Origin of the sequence: Halomonas sp. 7T, assembly GCF_025643255.1 — a bacterium.
In the GTDB taxonomy this organism is placed as follows: Bacteria; Pseudomonadota; Gammaproteobacteria; order Pseudomonadales; family Halomonadaceae; genus Vreelandella.
The window spans coordinates 373,663-391,441 of the sequence record NZ_CP087112.1 but is presented as its reverse complement, the minus strand read 5'-3'; the positions used below and the strand labels follow the sequence as shown (position 1 = coordinate 391,441).

Below are 17,779 nucleotides of genomic sequence, written 5' to 3'. Positions count from 1 at the left end.
CCACCACCCTTAGCGCTAGTAGTTTAAAAGGACGCCCGCATGGAAAAACACACCCAAGAGACGAAACGCCTCCCTCAGTTGCTTCATGATGAACTGCCTGCCGAGCATGAAGATCCGCTCATCCGACGCCTTCATCTCGTTATCCGTTTTGCCGTCAAGGTGCTGGCCGTGCTCATGGTACTGGTCATTATCTGGGGGGTGTTCGATGTTATCTATGTGCTTTACACCCGGTTTATCGCACCGCCGCTGTTTTTATTCGAAGTAAAAGACATCTTTGTCATCTTCGGTGCTTTTATGGTGGTACTCATCGCCGTCGAAATCTTTATCAATATCCGACTCTATCTCGGCACCAACATCTTGCCCATTCGGCTGGTCGTCGCCACCGCGCTGATGGCCATCGCCCGTAAAGTCATCATTCTTGATATTAGCCTGATTACTGCCGCTGAAATGGTCGGCATTGCAGCGATTGTACTGGCACTCGGCGTCACGCATTGGCTGGTAGGTAAACCAAGCAGTCACTGACGGCGGATAACACGCACCGTCTCGAAAGCACATGCAATCATGCTACTATCTAACCCTGCTTAACTCTCTTGAATACTGTGCCAAAGACCCAGGCCTGAAAGGATGCTTGCTGATGTTTGATACGCCCGCTGCTGTTGCCACGCCTGACGCCGTTGAGACCTTTATTGCCCGCTGGAAGGGCACCACCGGCACCGAAAAGGCCAACTACCAGCTATTCCTTTCAGAACTGTGTGCGCTGCTGACGCTACCCACGCCAGACCCTGCCAGCAAAGACAACCGCGAAAACGCCTACACCTTCGAGCGGCGGGTAGATATTCAGAACCCCGATGGCAGTGAAAATCGCGGCTTTATCGACCTCTACAAGCGCGGCGCGTTCGTGCTGGAAGCCAAGCAAACCGGCAAAGGGCTGGAAACCAAAGGCTGGGACAAAGCCATGCAGGCGGCCTATAACCAAGCCGACCAGTACGTGCGCGCCCTGCCCGCCCACGAAGGCCGCCCGCCGTTTATTGTGGTAACGGATGTAGGCCGCACCCTGGCGCTGTATTCAGAATTTTCGTGTTCTGGCGGCACCTATGTGCCCTTCCCCGACCCGCGCAACTACCGCATTAAGCTGGAAGACCTGCGCCAGCCGGAAGTGCAACAGCGCCTAAAAGCGCTGTGGGAAGCACCGAACACCCTAGACCCCAGCCAATACGCCGCCCGCGTCACCCGTGAGGTGAGCGCAACGCTAGCCCTGCTTGCCAAAGCGCTGGAAGCCGACGGTTATGAAGTAGACCGCGTGGCGCACTTTTTGAAGCGCTGCCTGTTCACCATGTTCAGTGAAGACGTAGAGCTACTGCCCAAAGGCAGCTTCACCGCGTTTTTAGAGCGCATGAAAGAAACCCCCGAACACTTTACTGACGCCATTGGCTCGCTATGGGAAAGCATGAACAGCGGCGGTTTCAGCGGCGTGCTCACCGCTAAGGTGCTGCGCTTTAACGGCGGCCTGTTTAAAGGCATCGACCCAATCCCGCTCACCCCCGCACAAATTCAGCTGCTGATTGACGCCGCCAAAGCCGACTGGCGCTTTGTCGAACCGGCCATTTTCGGCACGCTGTTAGAACGTGCCCTAGACCCCCGCGAACGCCACAAACTGGGTGCCCACTACACGCCCCGCGCCTACGTCGAACGGCTAGTAATGCCCACGCTGATTGACCCGCTGCGCCGCGAATGGGCCACCGCCCAGGTAGTCGCAGAAGCCCACAACCAGAAAGGCAAAACCGATAAAGCGCTGGAAACCCTGCGCGCCTTTCACCACAAGCTGTGCCAAGTGCGCGTGCTTGACCCCGCCTGCGGCAGCGCCAACTTTTTGTATGTGGCGCTGGAACACATGAAGCGCCTGGAAGGTGAAGTGCTGAACGTGATTGCCGATTTAAGCGGCGGGCAAGACTCGTTAGAAGCCGAAGGCTTTACCGTCTCGCCCCAGCAGTTCCTTGGTATGGAAATTAACCCCCGCGCCGCCGCGATTGCGGAAATTGTGCTGTGGATTGGTTACCTGCAGTGGCACTACCGCATTAACGGCAGCCTCGATTTACCCGAGCCAATTCTCAAAGATTTCCACAACATCGAAAACCGCGATGCGCTGATCGAGTTTGAACACCGCGAACCGCTGCTGGATGACGCAGGCAAAGAAGTCACCATCTGGGACGGCATCAGCATGAAGAAAAGCCCCGCCACCGGCGAGCTGATCCCCGATGAAAGCGCCCGCACGCCCGTGTACCGCTACCACAACCCCAAGCGCGCCGAGTGGCCCCAGGCGGATTACATTGTTGGCAACCCACCGTTTATTGGCGCTTCCACCATGCGCCGTGCCCTCGGCGATGGCTATGTGGATGCCGTGCGGCAGGTATTTAAAGGCAGCGTGCCGGAATCAGCTGATTTTGTGATGTACTGGTGGCATATCGCTGCCGAAGCGGTGCGCAACGGCCACGCCGAGCAGTTTGGCTTTATTACCACCAACAGCCTGCGCCAAACCTTCAACCGCCGCGTGCTGGAACCGCACCTAAACGACGCCAAAAAGCCGCTTTCGCTGACCTTTGCGATTCCCGACCACCCCTGGGTAGACGGCAACGACGGCGCCGCCGTGCGCATCGCCATGACCGTCGGCCGCGCAGGCGAAGCGCCTGGGCTGCTACAGCAAGTTACCAGCGAAAGCAGCGACGACAACCGCGAAGCCCGCAGCGTGGCATTAAGCCGCCGCGAGGGTAAGGTATTTGCCGACTTGAGTATTGGGGCGGATGTAGCAGGGGCTAAATCGCTTAAAAGCAACTCTGGAATCAGTCAACGTGGTTTTGAACCAGGTAGTACAGGATTCGTTCTTTCAGTTAACGATCATGAGCAACTTCAACTAATTGAAAAATATAAAGAAGCGCCTGCTCTACGCTACTATGTCAACGGAAAAGATATAATCCAGACCCCAAGAAATGTATATCTAATTGATTTTAATGGTTTAAATGAAAGCGAAGCTCGTAATATTTACCCTGAGCTTTATCAGTGGGCCTTGAACCGAGTAAAACCTGAAAGAGAGCAAAACAGGGATCCCAAGTTAAGAAAAAACTGGTGGCTCCATAGGCGTTCGCGTAGCGACTTGCGTGAAATGACAGAAAAGTTGACACACTTTATTGTAACCACTCGAGTAGCGAAGCATCGCGTGTTTACCACAATTAGGGTATCGACAGCAGCTGATTATAACCTTGCCTGCATTGCCTTAGGTAAGCCTCATTCACTAGGGATATTAAGCTCTAGAGTACATAACATATGGTCGCTTAAATCCGGCGGCACACTAGAAGATCGACCGACTTATAATAATACGCTGTGCTTTGAGACCTTTCCCTTTCCTGCTCTCACAGCCGAGCAAGAAACCCGTATCGGCCAGCTGGCCGAGCAGATCGACGCCCATCGCAAGCGCCAGCAGGCAGAGCACCCAACGCTCACGCTCACCGGCATGTATAACGTGATGGAGAAGCTGCGAGCAGGTGAAGAGCTCAACGCCAAAGAGCAAACCATCAACCAGCAAGGCTTGGTCAGCACCCTGCTCGCCGACCACGACGCCTTAGACCGCGCGGTATTTAACGCCTACGGCTGGGATGATTTAGCCAAACAGTTGGTCGGACTACCCGGTGCCACCACGCCGCTGCCGGATAAACCCGCCGCTCAAGCCGAAGCCGAGGAAGAGCTGCTGATGCGCCTAGTGGCGCTCAACCAACAACGCGCCGCAGAGGAAGCCCAAGGCAAGGTGCGCTGGCTGCGCCCGGATTACCAAGCGCCGGAAGAAGCCGCGCCTACCCAAACCGAGCTACAAAGCGCTACGGCTGAGGCCAGCGCCCCAGCCGCCGACAAAACCAAAGCCACCTGGCCCAAAGACCTCGCCACCCAGGTCACGCTACTGCGCGACATGCTCGCCGCCAGCCCCCACAGTGCGGAAAGCCTAGCCGCCCAGTTCAAACGCAAACCGTTAAAAGGCGTCAACGAGGTGCTCTCGGCGCTAGCCGCCCTCGGCCAAGCCCACCAAGAAGGCGAACACTGGCGGCTGGTGAGGTGATTTATGACGTTTGAGGCTTTGGCGACACTATTGTTAGGCGGCATCATTGGCTTCTTAGCCGGTGTCGCTCGGCTTAGATATGAGCGGGCATGGTCGTTTAAAAACGACCACTACCAAAGCATCTTGGTGAAGCTAGATGAGATACGTAGCTACTCAGCGGATGCCGCCATTACTAGTTTACCTGTGGGCTCAGCTCTAACAGATAAATCCACAGCAGAGATTCGCTATTTAATTGCAAACAATGTCAACTGGCTCGCCCATCATCGTTCCATTGCCTCGCTGTTTATTTCTGCAGAGGCAACCCGTGTTATCGATGAGTATGTGAAAAAAGCTAAGCAACAAGAATTTGACTGGGTAGAGCATGCCCAAATGGGCGGCTATGATGACACCTACATTAGCGATGGCTTCAGTCAGCACGAAAGTATTGTCATTGAAACAATTGACCAGCTAACCCCTGTTGCCCGGAAAGATTTACGCTGGACGTTTCTTAAATTTCTGCCACGGCGCTAAATGAGGTGGATATTTACTTTAATTACTCAATCATCCGCTTTTTGCCTTACAGAGACATAGGCGAATTTATTAATATCGGCATCGTCATCCATGGCAATGACGGTAGCTTTTCTACGCGGGTCGTTGATGCAGGCTATTCTCGCGTTTATGACGTATTTCCGGCACTGCTAAAAGGCTTGTTTGCTCAACACCTTAAGCCGCTGAAACGAGAGCTATCGCGTATCGAAACACTCGCCAGTAACTGTAAGATTGACGCACAACAGCAGTTGTTTAAGAACCTTATTGAACCTGGTGAAGGCGTTTTTACTTACAGCCAAGCAGGCACGCTCGTCGCTAAAGACCCACAAGCAGCGCTAGATGAGCTATTCAACCGCTATATTCATCATGATTTCAAGCACGTAGCATCACCAGAAGGCAAGTAGGCCATATCAGGCTTAAGCACTTCGCTCAATGTGTGGCAGTGATTTTTCTAACACAATACAGTCTCGCCCCTGGTCTTTGGCTTGATATAGCAGTTGGTCAACCACGTGTAGCCGTTCTTGCAGGCTGTTGGCTTCTTTCAGACTGCAAATTCCCATGCTTGCCGTTACATAGAGCGGCTCAGCGATATCGGCGACCAATGGTTGGCGGGCCAGCTTGTCACGCAACCGGTTAGCGGCTTGGTACGCTTCGTCTACGGATGTGTGGGGCATGAGCAACATAAACTCTTCACCGCCCCAACGGGCTAGTACATCCGCCTGCCGTATAATGGAGCGGCAGCGCTGCGCGAAGCGTTTAATGACCCTATCTCCCACTGGATGGCCATAGTTGTCGTTAATATGTTTAAAGTTATCAATATCGATCATCACGATCGCCGCAGGGGAAGCACCGCGTTTGATAGAGGCCAACGTATTACGCAGCCTTCGCTCTAACGCCCGGCGGTTTAATAGCCCGGTAAGTACATCCGTGGCGGCTAAGCTAGCCATTTCGCGACGTGCGTTTTCTAGCTCTGCGATAAGACGTTTTTGTTCCCGATGCGAGCGCATGAGTTCCATATGCGCCATTACCTGGTTAGCCAGCGCTTGTAGAGCAAAGCGCTGTTGATCATTAAGTTCGCGCGGCTTCTCATCCAGCACGCAGAGCGTGCCTAATGGGTGGCCGTCATGGCTTTTAAGCAGTGCCCCCGCGTAGAAGCGTACAAAGGGTTCTCCGGTTACCAGCGGGTTACACGTAAAGCGCTCGTCTTGGGTGGTGTCGGACACCACAAAAAGGCCTGGCTGAAGAATAGCGTGGGAGCAAATAGAGATATCCAGCGGCGTTTCACGCACGGAAAGCCCCTTCACCGCCTTAAACCACTGCCGATTACGGTCAATAAAATTGATGACGGCGATAGGCGCCTGGCAAATGATAGCGGCTAGCTCAACAATTTCATCGAACAAGGGGTCTTGAGGGGTATCCAGTATGTGATACTCCACCAAGGCCGCTAGGCGTGCAGCTTCGTAATCTTGCGCTGTCTGCTCACCGTTCATGGGCACTCGCCATTGCATTGAATCTCTCTAGAAAAACTCATCACTGGATCGCCTTTTTCGTGATTCATTCGTGATAACACATGAAGCTACTCAAACGGGGCACTGACTAACGGACGCTTTAACGCTTCAGTAAAAATCTCAACCGGCGCGGGACGGCCAAACAAAAAACCTTGATAAACACCGCATCCCAGATGGGTCAGCACCTTACACTGATCTTCCGTTTCTACGCCTTCAGCGACTACGCCAAGACCTAAGCTCTCCGCCAGGGTAATGATCGTCTCGGCGATAGGCTTTGCCTGCATATCGAGGGCTAAATCGCGCACAAAGGCGATATCAATTTTCAGCGTATCCAGCGGCAGGCGCTTTAAATAGGCAAGCGATGAATAACCCGTGCCAAAGTCATCCAATGCAAAGCTAACGCCTAAGCTCTTTAGTTGCTGCATTTTGTTAATGGTGCCCTCTGCATCGCTGAGCAGAAGCGATTCCGTGAGTTCCAGCGTTAAGCGTTCAGGCGGGGCGCCATATTGCTGCATGGCCGACAACACTTGTTCAGTAAAGTCGGGCTGCTGAAATTGGCGCACGCTCACATTCAGCGATAGCTTTACATGCTTAAGCCGCTCGTCGTGGCGCCACTCGCCTAACAGGCGGCACCCCTCCTTAAGCACCCATCCACCCAGCGGCAAAATCAGCCCGGTCTCTTCGGCTAGCGGTATAAAAGCACCGGGCGATACCATGCCCCGCGTCGGGTGTTGCCAGCGCACCAGGGCTTCTGCCCCTATCACCTGGCGCTGTACATCCACCTGGGGCTGTAAATGCAGGCACAGCTCATCCTGTTCAATGGCGCTGCGTAGCTCGCGCTCCATTACCAAACGCGCTTCAAGCTCGCGCTCTTGCTCCACTTGGAAGAACTGGGGCTTACCATCACGAAGGCGCTTTGCCGCCAGTAGCGCAAGATCGGCGCGTTTAAATAAAGGGGCAATGCCTTCTCGCGTAAACGGGTTAAATAGCAGCACGCCTACATTCAGCTTACACGGATAGGCGTGCCCTTTTAGTTCATAGTTCGCGCTTAGGGAGGCCAACACTTTCGACATAAGCATATCAACGCCACGCTCTGCGCTGGCATCATCTGCGGCTGAAAACGCGCCCAATAAGGCGAACTCATTGCCATCTAACCGCGCTGCATACAAGCCCGACTCTGCCCAATACTGAAGCCGCCTGCTTAATTGACGCAGCAACTCATCGCCGATCTCTTGGCCTAAGCTGTCGTTAAGAAGTTTGAAACGGTCGATATCCAAAAGGGCCATAAAGGCATAGCGATGGCCACTTGGGTGCGTGTTGCCAACCTCGCTTAACCGCGCTTGTAATGCTCGTCGATTGGGAAGTTCTGTTAGCACGTCATGGTAGGCCAGATAGTGAATACGCTGTTGGGCTTGCTGCTCTGCTGAGCGGTCGCTAAGTAGCGCGACGTAATCGCTATCATCGCTGTCGGTGTACTTCACACGGGTGACGCTTAACCACGCTGGAAACACAGCGCCATTGGCACGTAACGCTTGTATCATGCCGCTCCATTCGCCACGTTGTGCAAGCGCTTGGCGAATCACTATGTTCAGTGCTTGGTGATCTTGCGCGTAAGCAAGCTGCGAGGCAGATTTACCCACTAGGTGGTCGCCTGGCACCCCTACCCAGCGCGCAAACGCGGCATTGCATAAGCGAATACGTGAACGATAATCCAGCAACACCACGCTATCTTGCAGGGAGGAAATCACCTCTAACAAGCGCGTTTGCGTCATATATTCATGGCGCTGGCTTGTGTGTAGCCGACGCTGCACCTGCGTGGCAATCAACGTAAGCAAGGCGGTGAGTACAGCGCCTACGCCAATCAAATAAATCAGCCAACTGGCGTGTGATGAAGCGACAGATCCCGCGTTAGCCGACTCAGAAATAGCGGAAGGAAGCACGGAAAACGTAGGGCTGGCGATAGGAACAAACCACGCCGCTTGCATCGCCACATAGTGCATGCCACTCACGGCAGTAGAAACACACAGCGCGGCGATAAACGCGCAGCGCCTGGAGTGCTGTATGCCCCACTCGTGCTGGCAGAAGCGGTAAACATAGACACTCGCGATGCCCAAGCCGACCGCCACGAGCAGTGAGATTAGAAAAAAGTTGAGCGAATAATAAAGCTCGGCAGGCATACGCATCGCCGCCATGCCACTGTAGTGCATTGCGCCAATACCCAGCCCAAGCCCAAGCCCCGCCAGCCATAACGCTTGATGTGAAGGAGCTTGACGCGAAAGCACCACCATTGCACTCAGGCTACCTAAAACCGCTGGCAGTATCGAAAGCAGCGTAGGCAACGGCGCATGGGTAACGGGAAAGTCCAACTGATAGGCGTGCATGCCAATAAAGTGCATGCTCCAAACCCCCAGCCCCATTGCGCTCGCACCCGCAAGAAACCATAGGCTACGCCCAACCGGACTAGACACCCAGCGTACGAGTTTGATGATATCCAAGCCCGCGTAAGAGGCTGCCAACGCCACGAGCCATGAAATAAAGACAAGCGGTATATCGTGTTTTCCCTGAATCGCATCAAGCGCCTGGGGGTCCGACAACACATTGAGTAGCATGAAGGCGCTAACACTCCGTTTATTGTTATGCTGACCATTAATAGCTAGCGCGGCTTACTTCTCGCTGGTAAACCAAGCACTAAGAACACTAACATGCATCACGCCTTTACAATGCTTGATACCATGAATTTACACAACAAAAGCATGGCTATCATAAGCGTATTTGTTATTAAAATAGTCACTAAGAGAATATTAGTTTTTGACTAATGTTTGTTCGCTTAACCTACCGACACGCATCGCCACTACAGCTAACAGCAGCTGTAGTGAAAGTTGTTGTTCTGTTTATCATTTTCTTGATGACGTTCGACGCATGATGGACGATACTGCGCCACCATCAACACACCCCCTTTTCGACACACGTCATCCCAGCCGCATTATGCAGCGTGAGGTGCGCTGGTTGTTACGCTATACGAGGTTTCACCGCTGATGCTCAAAACGCTGTGGGCCCGATTAGCCGTCGCTATTTTCACACCCATTATGTTAGTGACGGCAACACTCTACCCTATGTTTAACGCACAGCTAGACACCCAGCTGGAAAGAACACGTGTGACCGCCGATGCCTTGCTGGAGGCCAAGTACGCTACCCTGTTGCAAGATATGAACGACAGTTTTAACCAGGTTCTTGCCACCGCAGAAGTTCCGTTACTGCGTCTAATGTTAGTGGCCCACCAACGGGCGTCCCTTTCTGCTTTTCCGAATGATGTTCAAAACCAAAAACTTTCACGCTTCGCAGAGCAGCTAAACGACCTCTTTAACACGCTGTTAGTGCATTTTGGACGCTATACGCGTGTAGTACTTATTGATACAGAGGGCAAAGGGTTGCTTTCCGTCAACACGTCCACGCTATTGCCGGATGCTCCACTGACAACTTACACCGCTAACGCCGCCTTTAACGAAGCAATGGCACTGCAGCAACGTGACTTGTACGTATCGCCCCCTTATTTAGGCGCCCAATCACACAGCGCGACATACGGCACCAGCACCACCCTCACAACCACGCCGGTCATCGATATCGCTACCCCCGTGTTCGATAACATGGGGAACCGCCTCGGCGTGCTGCTATTGACACTCGACTGGTCGACTGTCACAGCCAACATCCCCCAGGTGCTGTTGGTCGATGCGCGGGGCACTGGCCTATTGCCCGACAGTAGCGAAGGGCTAATACCTTTTAACGATACCCTAACAGAACTGTGGCCTGACGCGTGGCAGAAAATGGCACGGCGCAATCGTGGCGACATCACCATTGACAATCAGCTTTTATGGTTTTTAAGCCATGATATTCGGACGCATCACTACCGCAGCCAAGCGGGGATGGTAACCAGCCACCCTGACTCTCAGCCCTGGCGGCTAGGCATTGTGATGACCAAGCCCAGCTTGAAAGGGCTAATATTGGAAAGCCCAACGCAACTCCTTGCGACGATACTGGTTTACCTACTGGCTATCGCTTTTAGTCTTTTTTGGGCACTTAGCACCCATCGCCTGCGGCGGTTAAGGCGTGAAGCGCGGCATTACGCTAGCGAAGTGAAGGATCTTTACGAAAATGCCCCTTGTGGCTACCACTCTTTAGATAGCCAAGGCTATATCGTCAAAATCAACCGTACGGAGCTTAACTGGCTAGGCTATTGCGCCGAGGAGCTCATCGGTAAACGGTTGTATCGGGATTTTATTACCCCCGATACCCGACCGGCCTTCGATGCAGCGTTTCAGCAAATGATTAACATGGAACAAGCGGCCTCGGCTGAGTGCGCGCTGCTAAAACGCGATGATACCATGTTGCCAGTGGCTATCTTAGCCACTGCACATGTGACCGAAGAGGGTTTTCAGTATACCCGCACCACCGTCTTCGATTTGAGCGAACGCAAGCAGCTAGAGTCCCGCCTAGAGCAGCAGGCAATGACAGATGCACTGACAGGTCTTGGCAACCGGCGTTTTTTAGAGGATCAGGCTGCTATGGAGATTGCCCGCGCGCAACGTAGTGGTGAACCACTTAGCTTGATCGCAATTGACCTAGACCATTTCAAACATATTAACGACACCTATGGCCACGATGGCGGCGATAAGGTACTACAAGCCTTCGCCGCAACGGCACGCGCCCAGCTGCGTGACGGCGATGTGCTATGCCGCATGGGAGGAGAGGAATTTGCTATATTGCTACCCAACGCTACCGCTGGGCAAGCCATGCAGGTGGCGGAGCGCCTACGCCACGCGGTAGAGCGCACACCCGTTGAGTTAACATCTGATGAGATAAGTAACATCACCAAGAGCGTTGTTTCTTATACCGCTTCGTTAGGCGTTACCCTTGTTAGCATCAATGAAACGTTGCTAAAACCCGCGATCAAGCGCGCCGATCAAGGGCTTTACATCGCAAAAAAAGCAGGGCGCAACCAGTCCCACTGGCAAGACGTTTAATCTAACAAGCGTTTTAAATTGCCATAAGGCAGCTGCCTGGCACTACCGGTGAAATTTTTTTAAGCCTTTTTGCCTAACGTGATATCATCGCCATAATAGCAACGGTCTAAAAAGTCACCGCATTCGCCCTGCTGACGCTACTTTCTACATCTTTCGTTTATCTAGGCATTTAGCGTTAATTTTATAATTTCCGCTCGCCATAGGCAGCTGATAAAAAACTTAATAAACAGCGCCTAAAAGTTAGCTGCATCTTAACTAGCAGAAGCAGCCTCTACCCATTTAAGCAATGAGATTATTAATACGCACATTGGCGTTTACATAAAAATTCTTAGGATAATGAATGAACCGCCAGTTTTCAGACGCTAATATTTTTCATCACCTCGCCAATGCGCTCTCTCAGGCCCAAGGTGAGGGCTATTTTGAGCAAGTTGCCGCCGCATTAGGCGCGTCGCTGGCAGTTGATCACCTGATCATCGGGCGTATTGATGAGAGCCAACAAGCCACTACATTGGCCCTGTGGTCGAAAGGCAAGCTACAACATAACATCACTTTTAAATTAGATGATTTGCCGATTAGCGCTTCGGACACTTCAGACTTTATTCATATTCCTGAAAGCGCGGCACAGCGCTTTCCGAAGAACCAGCTCCTCACCTCGCTAGATGCTCATGCCTATTTGAGTGTTTCTTTCTCTCTGCCCTCGTCTGTGAACTCTCAAAGAGGCAGCACAGGGTTTGTCGCCGCTGCTAACGCAAGCCCGGTTAAAAACTCCCAATATCCAGTGGAAGTCCTACGCCTTGCCTCGGTGAATATAGCGGTAGAGATTACCCGGCTAGAAAAAAAGCGGCGGCAGCAACAGCGCACGCTGTACAAACGGCAAGCGCTACAGCTATTAAGCCAAAGCCATCAGGTCATCACACATGCCAGCAGCGAACAGGCGCTATTTGACACTATTTGTCAGCAAGCGATTGCGATTGGCGGGTTCTCAATGGCTTGGATCGGCTATTCTCAGCCAGGCAATAGAGATGTCATCACTCCCCAAGCCGCTGCTGGTAAAGCAAGCCATTATTTATCTCCTATTGTGGAGGCGTTTGGGAAGTTCTATGCAACATCTCCCCACATTGAGCATACCGAAGCAGGCAGCTGCACGCCTATCCAGCTCGCGGATATGGCGCATCATCCAGCCTTCAGCACGCTAAAAGATATCGCGTTAGCCTGCCATTTACGCAGCGTGGTATGCCTACCGCTTGAGTGTCACGACCAATGTTATGGTCTGTTAACGCTCTACAAGTCGGAGATTCAACCATTTGATGATGATGAATTACAACTGCTTAACGCGCTAGCGGGTAATATCGCCTTTGGGATTGATACGCTGCGTAGTAAAGCGGCACAGCAACGCATCCAGCGTGCCGTTCTCAAAATCACGCTGGCTGTTTCTGCGCGCACAGGTGGCGAGTTTCTTGATCAGCTAACGCATCACATGGCGGATGCATTAGGCGCCGACTTGGCGTTTATTGCACAGCTCAATGCTGATGCCCCCAGTCGTGCAGATACTCTGGCAGTAGTGATTGACGGCGAGCCTCAGGCCAATTTTACCTACACGCTACCAGGCTCCCCCTGTGAAAAGGTATTGGCTAATAGCGAATGTATTGTCGCTGATGGCGCGGGGCAATCCCTACCAGTGGAAGGTCGTGAGGCGCTTCATTGGGTGCGTGCCTATGCAGGTCGTCGGTTAGACAACAATGAGGGCAAAGCCGTTGGGCTGTTAGGCGTGATGTATCGGGAACCACTACACGACACTGAATTAGTGTCCAGCGTTCTGCAAATCTTCGCCTCTGGAGTCACCGCTGAGCTGGCGCGTCAAAAAGATGAAGCGCATATTCGTCAACTAGCTTTCTACGATATAGGCACCGGGCTGCCAAATCGTACTGCGTTTATGCGGCGCTTGGAAAACAGCTTTAACCATGCGGTAGAACATGGCCACCAATTAGGCCTAATGCTGCTCGATTTGAACCACTTTAAAGAGATCAACGATACCCAAGGTCACGATGTTGGCGATAAAGTATTAAAAGCGGTAGCAGCGGCTTTCCAGCGATCGCTTAAGGATAATGAGTACCTGGCGCGTTTGGGGGGCGATGAGTTTGTGGTGCTGCTTGAACCAAACTCTCAGGGTTTGCTTACCCATACGGCAGAGTGCTTGCTGCACTCTCTGGCTGACCCTCTGGTCATCGATGGTCAAAGCTTTGAATTAGAAGTCAGCATTGGCGTTGCGTTATATCCGGATGACGCTGGCAGCGCCCGCGAACTCCTCAAACACGCTGACATTGCTATGTACCAAGCCAAGCAACAAAAATTACCTTACCTGTTTTTTGAAGCCCAAATGGGGGTCGCACTTGCTTCACGGCTGGATATGGCCAAGCGGCTCTCTGAAGCGCTCGTCAATGGGTCGTTAAGCCTTCATTATCAACCACAAATTGATTTTAAAACTGGCCAGCTAACCGGTGCAGAGGCGCTTTGTCGCTGGTACGACCCCGTGCTAGGCGCCGTTGGGCCGAATGAGTTTATCCCCTTAGCAGAAGAGCGCGGCCTTATCATCCCACTGGGCAACTGGGTGATTAATGAGGTTTTTCGCCAGTTAGCCGTTTGGCAGTTGGAAGGGCACACCATGCCCGGACAAATAGCGATTAATATTGCCTCTCGCCACTTCGAAGACCCTCGACTTATCGACAACCTGCAACACAAATGTACTGCCCATGGCGTTACACCCTCACAGATTTGTCTTGAGCTAACTGAAAGTGGCTTTATGGAAGCTCCAGAAGAAGCCGTGGCGATAACACAAACTCTTAAAGAGGCTGGCTATGGGCTCGCCATTGATGATTTTGGTACAGGCTACTCATCGCTGGCGTATTTAAAACGCTTTTCAGCCGACAAACTTAAAATTGATATGTCGTTTATTCTCGACATGCTAAACAACCATCACGATCGTACTATCGTGGCAACCATTATTGCGATGGCACATAGTCTTGGTATGGTCACGGTTGCCGAAGGTGTCGAGTCTTGCGAGCTAGCCACCGCCCTGCTTGAAATGGGCTGCCAAGAGGGACAAGGCTATTGGTACGACAAACCTCTGCCCGGTGATGAGTTTATGAAAAAATGGCTAGCACCACGCTGATGTACCGCCTTTCCACATGCCCCTAACGTGCTTAAGCAGGGGCGTGTGCATCAATCGCTGAAATCACATTTTTGCAAACGTAATGCCATAGTCATCAGGGTTGACCACTCCTTCTAGCCTGCCAATTTGATCAAAGTCACTCTCGTTTAAAACCGTATCAATATTAGTATCTTTAAACGTTAAATTTTTAACTACTTCGACTTTTACTGGCATTCCCTTATTATCAACATCCATTATCCACGCTAAAAACCCACCTGAAAACTTAGCCAAGCTGCCTATAGGATAAAGGCCGTAACACTGGATATACTCTACTAACACTGTTTTATCATAACTGCCGTGCTGCTCATTGATAATTCGATACGCATCTAAAGGGGCGCGGGGCGGGGTGCCGTTGCGCGTATGGGTTAACTTATCCACCGCTTTAATGATAGATATGAGCTTAACGACATCTGATAACTGCTCACCTTTCAAACCTCTGGGATACCCAGCGCCATCCAAACGCTCGTTCGCATGTATCATCACATCTTCGCATATCTCGCTTGGCACCCAACTCAGTGCAGTCAGCTTTTCTAGCAGCACATTGACATGCTGTTTTAACAGCTGCTTCTGACGCGTGTTCATGCTCTCTTTTAAAGAAGGTATCTCTTCGCTGACCATCAAAGGTTTACCCATGGTATGCATGAGCGCGCCCATGACCACTTCCCTAACGCTCTTTGAGTGGGCATCTCTTAACAGCATCATGTCAGCAGTTTGCATGGCGACGCGTATTGCGTGCCTTGCCCAGTCAGGCTCATTGTGCAAAAAAGTAAGCGCGTAAAGCGCGGACTTCCTATCCTGCCTAACCAAATAAAGTACCGTTTCAGCACAGTCATAGAGTGTTTTTTCAGGAAAGTGACTACGGCTTTTAATATACATAAGCGCATATTGAAGCTGATGCGCTAAGTCCAAAATCCCCCGCTGTATAGATGATTGACGTTTGCGCTTTTCCAAACCCTGCTCTTCACGGCGAAGCATCGTTTTCTCTTTTGTACCAGGTAGAAAAAGATACGAATGGCTCACTATTTTATCGTTAATACCTGAGCGATAGGCAGCTTCGCGCTCCACTTCGGAGACCAAGTGAAAAATCTCCTCTGTTTGTTGTGGGTCTAGCTCCTCAAACTGAAGCCCAAGCGCGGCATAGCCGTGGTGACCAAAGGGACGCATGTGGCGCAGTAACGCTTTTGAATGAAAATATGTACCGTTTGGAAACTCAATGGTCACTCCAGGCAGCAAAAGATCAACGGTTAACGCATTACTATCCTCAACACTAATATCGACTAAGCAGCCACCTACTGAGATATTACGCAGAGAGCCGTTAACGACTAACCCGTTGCTATAAACTTCAATATTTACCCGCGCGCTCATTCCTAAAATGAAGGGAATTCTGGCAGTGCCTCGGTGCTCTACTAAAAAGACGGAGGGGGGTAGCTGGCAAGATAACTGACAAGCACCCGCATTGAGCTTTTTTGCCACAGCGGGGACATTGCTAATACTATAGGCGTCGCGTCTAACCGCACCTTTGATATCATTTAACTCATAGGGATGAAGTGCCTCAATATCAAAATTAATGCACTCTTCCTCGAAATAATGCTCTATTTCCTCCCCCTGGGTCTCTACCTTTAGCAGTAGTTGCCCACTATCCAGGCTAAGCCCCACCACTTCAGCCGCTAATGTATTAGGTACATTTTTGGCATAGATGCAAAGCTCATACTCGTGATTGATAAACGTTTGTAGAACTTTAGCGGACGGATTCTTGCTTTTGTAGAGGGTGTGCATAGTTAATCCCCATATACGTTGTACTTATATTGGTGGGGCAATGAACCTCTAAAACTAAGGGTTACACATTATTAAAAATAGCTATAAAGACTTATTTTATCAACAAATACACGACTCCCAAAAAATCTAAATATCATCATTTAACAAAACACCTCCGTGCCGCTACTAACAGCACGGAGGCGTTGAGGTTATTGTCGTATTCGCTTTGCTTACGCGAACACGCTGGTCCATTCACTACGCTTGGCCAGCAGGGCCTTGGCAAGCTCTTGAGCACCTTCCAGGCTATGGCTTGCGGCCCAGCCGCACTGCAACTCATTGCAGGCAGGTACTTCCGTCGCAGTGAGTATGTCATTGAGCGTTTGCTCGATGATATTAATCACATTGTCGTAATCATCATGGTTGATCAGCGCGATATAGAAGCCGGTTTGGCAGCCCATCGGGCTTATATCGACCACTTTATCCGTATGGTTGCGTGACATTTCAGCCATCAAGTGCTCCAAAGAGTGCAACGCAGGCATCTCCATGTGCTCTTTATTGGGCTGGCAGATACGCAGATCGTACTTATGGATACGATCGCCATTTTGGCCTTCTTTAATATCAGCCAAACGCACGTAAGGTGCTTTTACCTTGGTATGGTCCAGATTAAAGCTTTCAACGTTCATTTTCTTTTCGGTCATATTGGCTCCGCTATCTTGATGTTTCGCAAATGTATTCTAAGCGCTTGCCGGTTTCACACCTTGGGAGCGTCAAAATTCCATGGCTCATCGGTATAAACACACACGTTGGCATCTTCAATATCGCCATCGGGTGACTCGACGTGCTTAGCGAAAAAATCTTGAATCTCTTTGCGCTGGCAATGGGCTTCAAACTCTTCACGGCTAGCCCAAATCTCGTGAAATACGATCGGGTAGCTAGTGCCTTGAGCAAACGGGTTATCAATCTGCCGAGTCACAGTGTAATGAATACAAGCATCTTCGCGATGCGTATTCGGTTCCAGGCTCTGTAACGCTTTAAATACCGCCTCTTCCTTACCGGCTTTAGGCTTAAAACTGGCGATACAGTAGATTTTTTCCGACATGCTGACATCCTAACTGATTAAACGGCCATTATTATGCGCGGCCACTGGGCATATTGACAGCCTTTAAGCTGCTGCGTTCAAGCGACTACTGGGCGGCACTTTCAGCCACGTCACGTAATACATTAGCCACGTCATCAAGTGGTAGATCGCACGTCTCCAACTGATGACGTTCGGCAAGATATTGCGGGGCATTCCATTCGATGCGTACGCCCTCCCCTGTTTCGCGCACAACCATTTTTTGCGGCAAATCTAACGCAACGCTGCCCTGGCACTGCATCATCGGGGTGCCAACATTAGGGTTGCCGAAAATAAACGTCGTGGTGGCAGGCAACGATAGCTCGTTATTAGCGGCATTTTGAGCATGGTCGATGCTGGCGACCAGCGTCAGCCCTTTTTCTGCAAGTGTCGAGCTTAGTTGATCGGTCACTTGCTCGAATGAGTGCTCACTGTTGACATGCTCAATCCCCATGGAAGAAGAGGCCAGAGCAGGTTGGGCAAGAGTTAATGCAGCGGCGGCTAAAGCGTAGTAAGTAAAACGCATACTATCTCCTTCGCGCTAGG

At 51.4% G+C, this 17,779-nt stretch carries 12 protein-coding genes; 6 read left to right on the top strand and 6 right to left on the bottom strand.

Annotation, left to right across the window (positions count from 1 at the left end; all coding sequences use genetic code 11):
- Positions 1-39 precede the first annotated feature (39 nt).
- The 4 genes from LOS15_RS01820 to LOS15_RS01805 all read left to right on the top strand — a co-directional run bounded on the left by LOS15_RS01820 (position 40) and on the right by LOS15_RS01805 (position 5,034).
- A complete protein-coding gene (locus LOS15_RS01820; protein ID WP_263067715.1) occupies positions 40-522 on the top strand; it encodes a phosphate-starvation-inducible PsiE family protein in 483 nt (160 codons plus the stop codon).
- Between the two features lie 112 nt (positions 523-634).
- Positions 635-4,102: a class I SAM-dependent DNA methyltransferase gene (locus tag LOS15_RS01815; RefSeq protein WP_263067713.1), complete on the top strand. Its 3,468-nt coding sequence runs from the start codon at positions 635-637 to the stop codon at positions 4,100-4,102.
- A gap of 3 nt (positions 4,103-4,105) precedes the next feature.
- On the top strand, positions 4,106-4,612 hold the full coding sequence (locus LOS15_RS01810; protein ID WP_263067711.1) for a hypothetical protein: 507 nt from the start codon (positions 4,106-4,108) through the stop codon (positions 4,610-4,612).
- Positions 4,613-4,617: 5 nt separating this feature from the next.
- Positions 4,618-5,034 carry a DUF3037 domain-containing protein gene (locus tag LOS15_RS01805; protein WP_263067709.1) on the top strand — a complete coding sequence of 139 codons (417 nt, stop codon included), beginning with the start codon at positions 4,618-4,620 and terminating at the stop codon, positions 5,032-5,034.
- A 12-nt stretch (positions 5,035-5,046) separates the two neighbouring features.
- On the opposite strand, the gene LOS15_RS01800 is transcribed toward LOS15_RS01805, so the two are convergent.
- Positions 5,047-6,138 (bottom strand): sensor domain-containing diguanylate cyclase, encoded by a 1,092-nt coding sequence (locus tag LOS15_RS01800; RefSeq protein ID WP_263067707.1) that lies wholly within the window; start codon positions 6,136-6,138, stop codon positions 5,047-5,049.
- A 68-nt stretch (positions 6,139-6,206) separates the two neighbouring features.
- A complete protein-coding gene (locus tag LOS15_RS01795) occupies positions 6,207-8,747 on the bottom strand; it encodes an EAL domain-containing protein (RefSeq protein ID WP_263067706.1) in 2,541 nt (846 codons plus the stop codon).
- 426 nt (positions 8,748-9,173) lie between these two features.
- Between LOS15_RS01795 and LOS15_RS01790 the strand changes: the two genes are divergently transcribed.
- Both LOS15_RS01790 and LOS15_RS01785 read left to right on the top strand, forming a co-directional pair.
- Positions 9,174-11,156 (top strand): diguanylate cyclase, encoded by a 1,983-nt coding sequence (locus LOS15_RS01790; protein WP_263067704.1) that lies wholly within the window; start codon positions 9,174-9,176, stop codon positions 11,154-11,156.
- A 340-nt stretch (positions 11,157-11,496) separates the two neighbouring features.
- Positions 11,497-14,325 carry an EAL domain-containing protein gene (locus LOS15_RS01785; RefSeq protein ID WP_263067702.1) on the top strand — a complete coding sequence of 943 codons (2,829 nt, stop codon included), beginning with the start codon at positions 11,497-11,499 and terminating at the stop codon, positions 14,323-14,325.
- A 63-nt stretch (positions 14,326-14,388) separates the two neighbouring features.
- Here the strand turns inward: LOS15_RS01785 and LOS15_RS01780 are convergent, their stop codons facing one another.
- The 4 genes from LOS15_RS01780 to LOS15_RS01765 all read right to left on the bottom strand — a co-directional run bounded on the left by LOS15_RS01780 (position 14,389) and on the right by LOS15_RS01765 (position 17,759).
- Positions 14,389-16,140 carry an HD domain-containing phosphohydrolase gene (locus LOS15_RS01780; RefSeq protein ID WP_263067701.1) on the bottom strand — a complete coding sequence of 584 codons (1,752 nt, stop codon included), beginning with the start codon at positions 16,138-16,140 and terminating at the stop codon, positions 14,389-14,391.
- A gap of 209 nt (positions 16,141-16,349) precedes the next feature.
- On the bottom strand, positions 16,350-16,817 hold the full coding sequence (locus LOS15_RS01775; RefSeq protein WP_263067699.1) for an S-ribosylhomocysteine lyase: 468 nt from the start codon (positions 16,815-16,817) through the stop codon (positions 16,350-16,352).
- A gap of 53 nt (positions 16,818-16,870) precedes the next feature.
- Positions 16,871-17,218 carry a putative quinol monooxygenase gene (locus LOS15_RS01770; RefSeq protein ID WP_009721375.1) on the bottom strand — a complete coding sequence of 116 codons (348 nt, stop codon included), beginning with the start codon at positions 17,216-17,218 and terminating at the stop codon, positions 16,871-16,873.
- A gap of 85 nt (positions 17,219-17,303) precedes the next feature.
- A complete protein-coding gene (locus LOS15_RS01765) occupies positions 17,304-17,759 on the bottom strand; it encodes a DUF302 domain-containing protein (RefSeq protein WP_263067696.1) in 456 nt (151 codons plus the stop codon).
- Between the last annotated feature and the right edge of the window lie 20 nt (positions 17,760-17,779).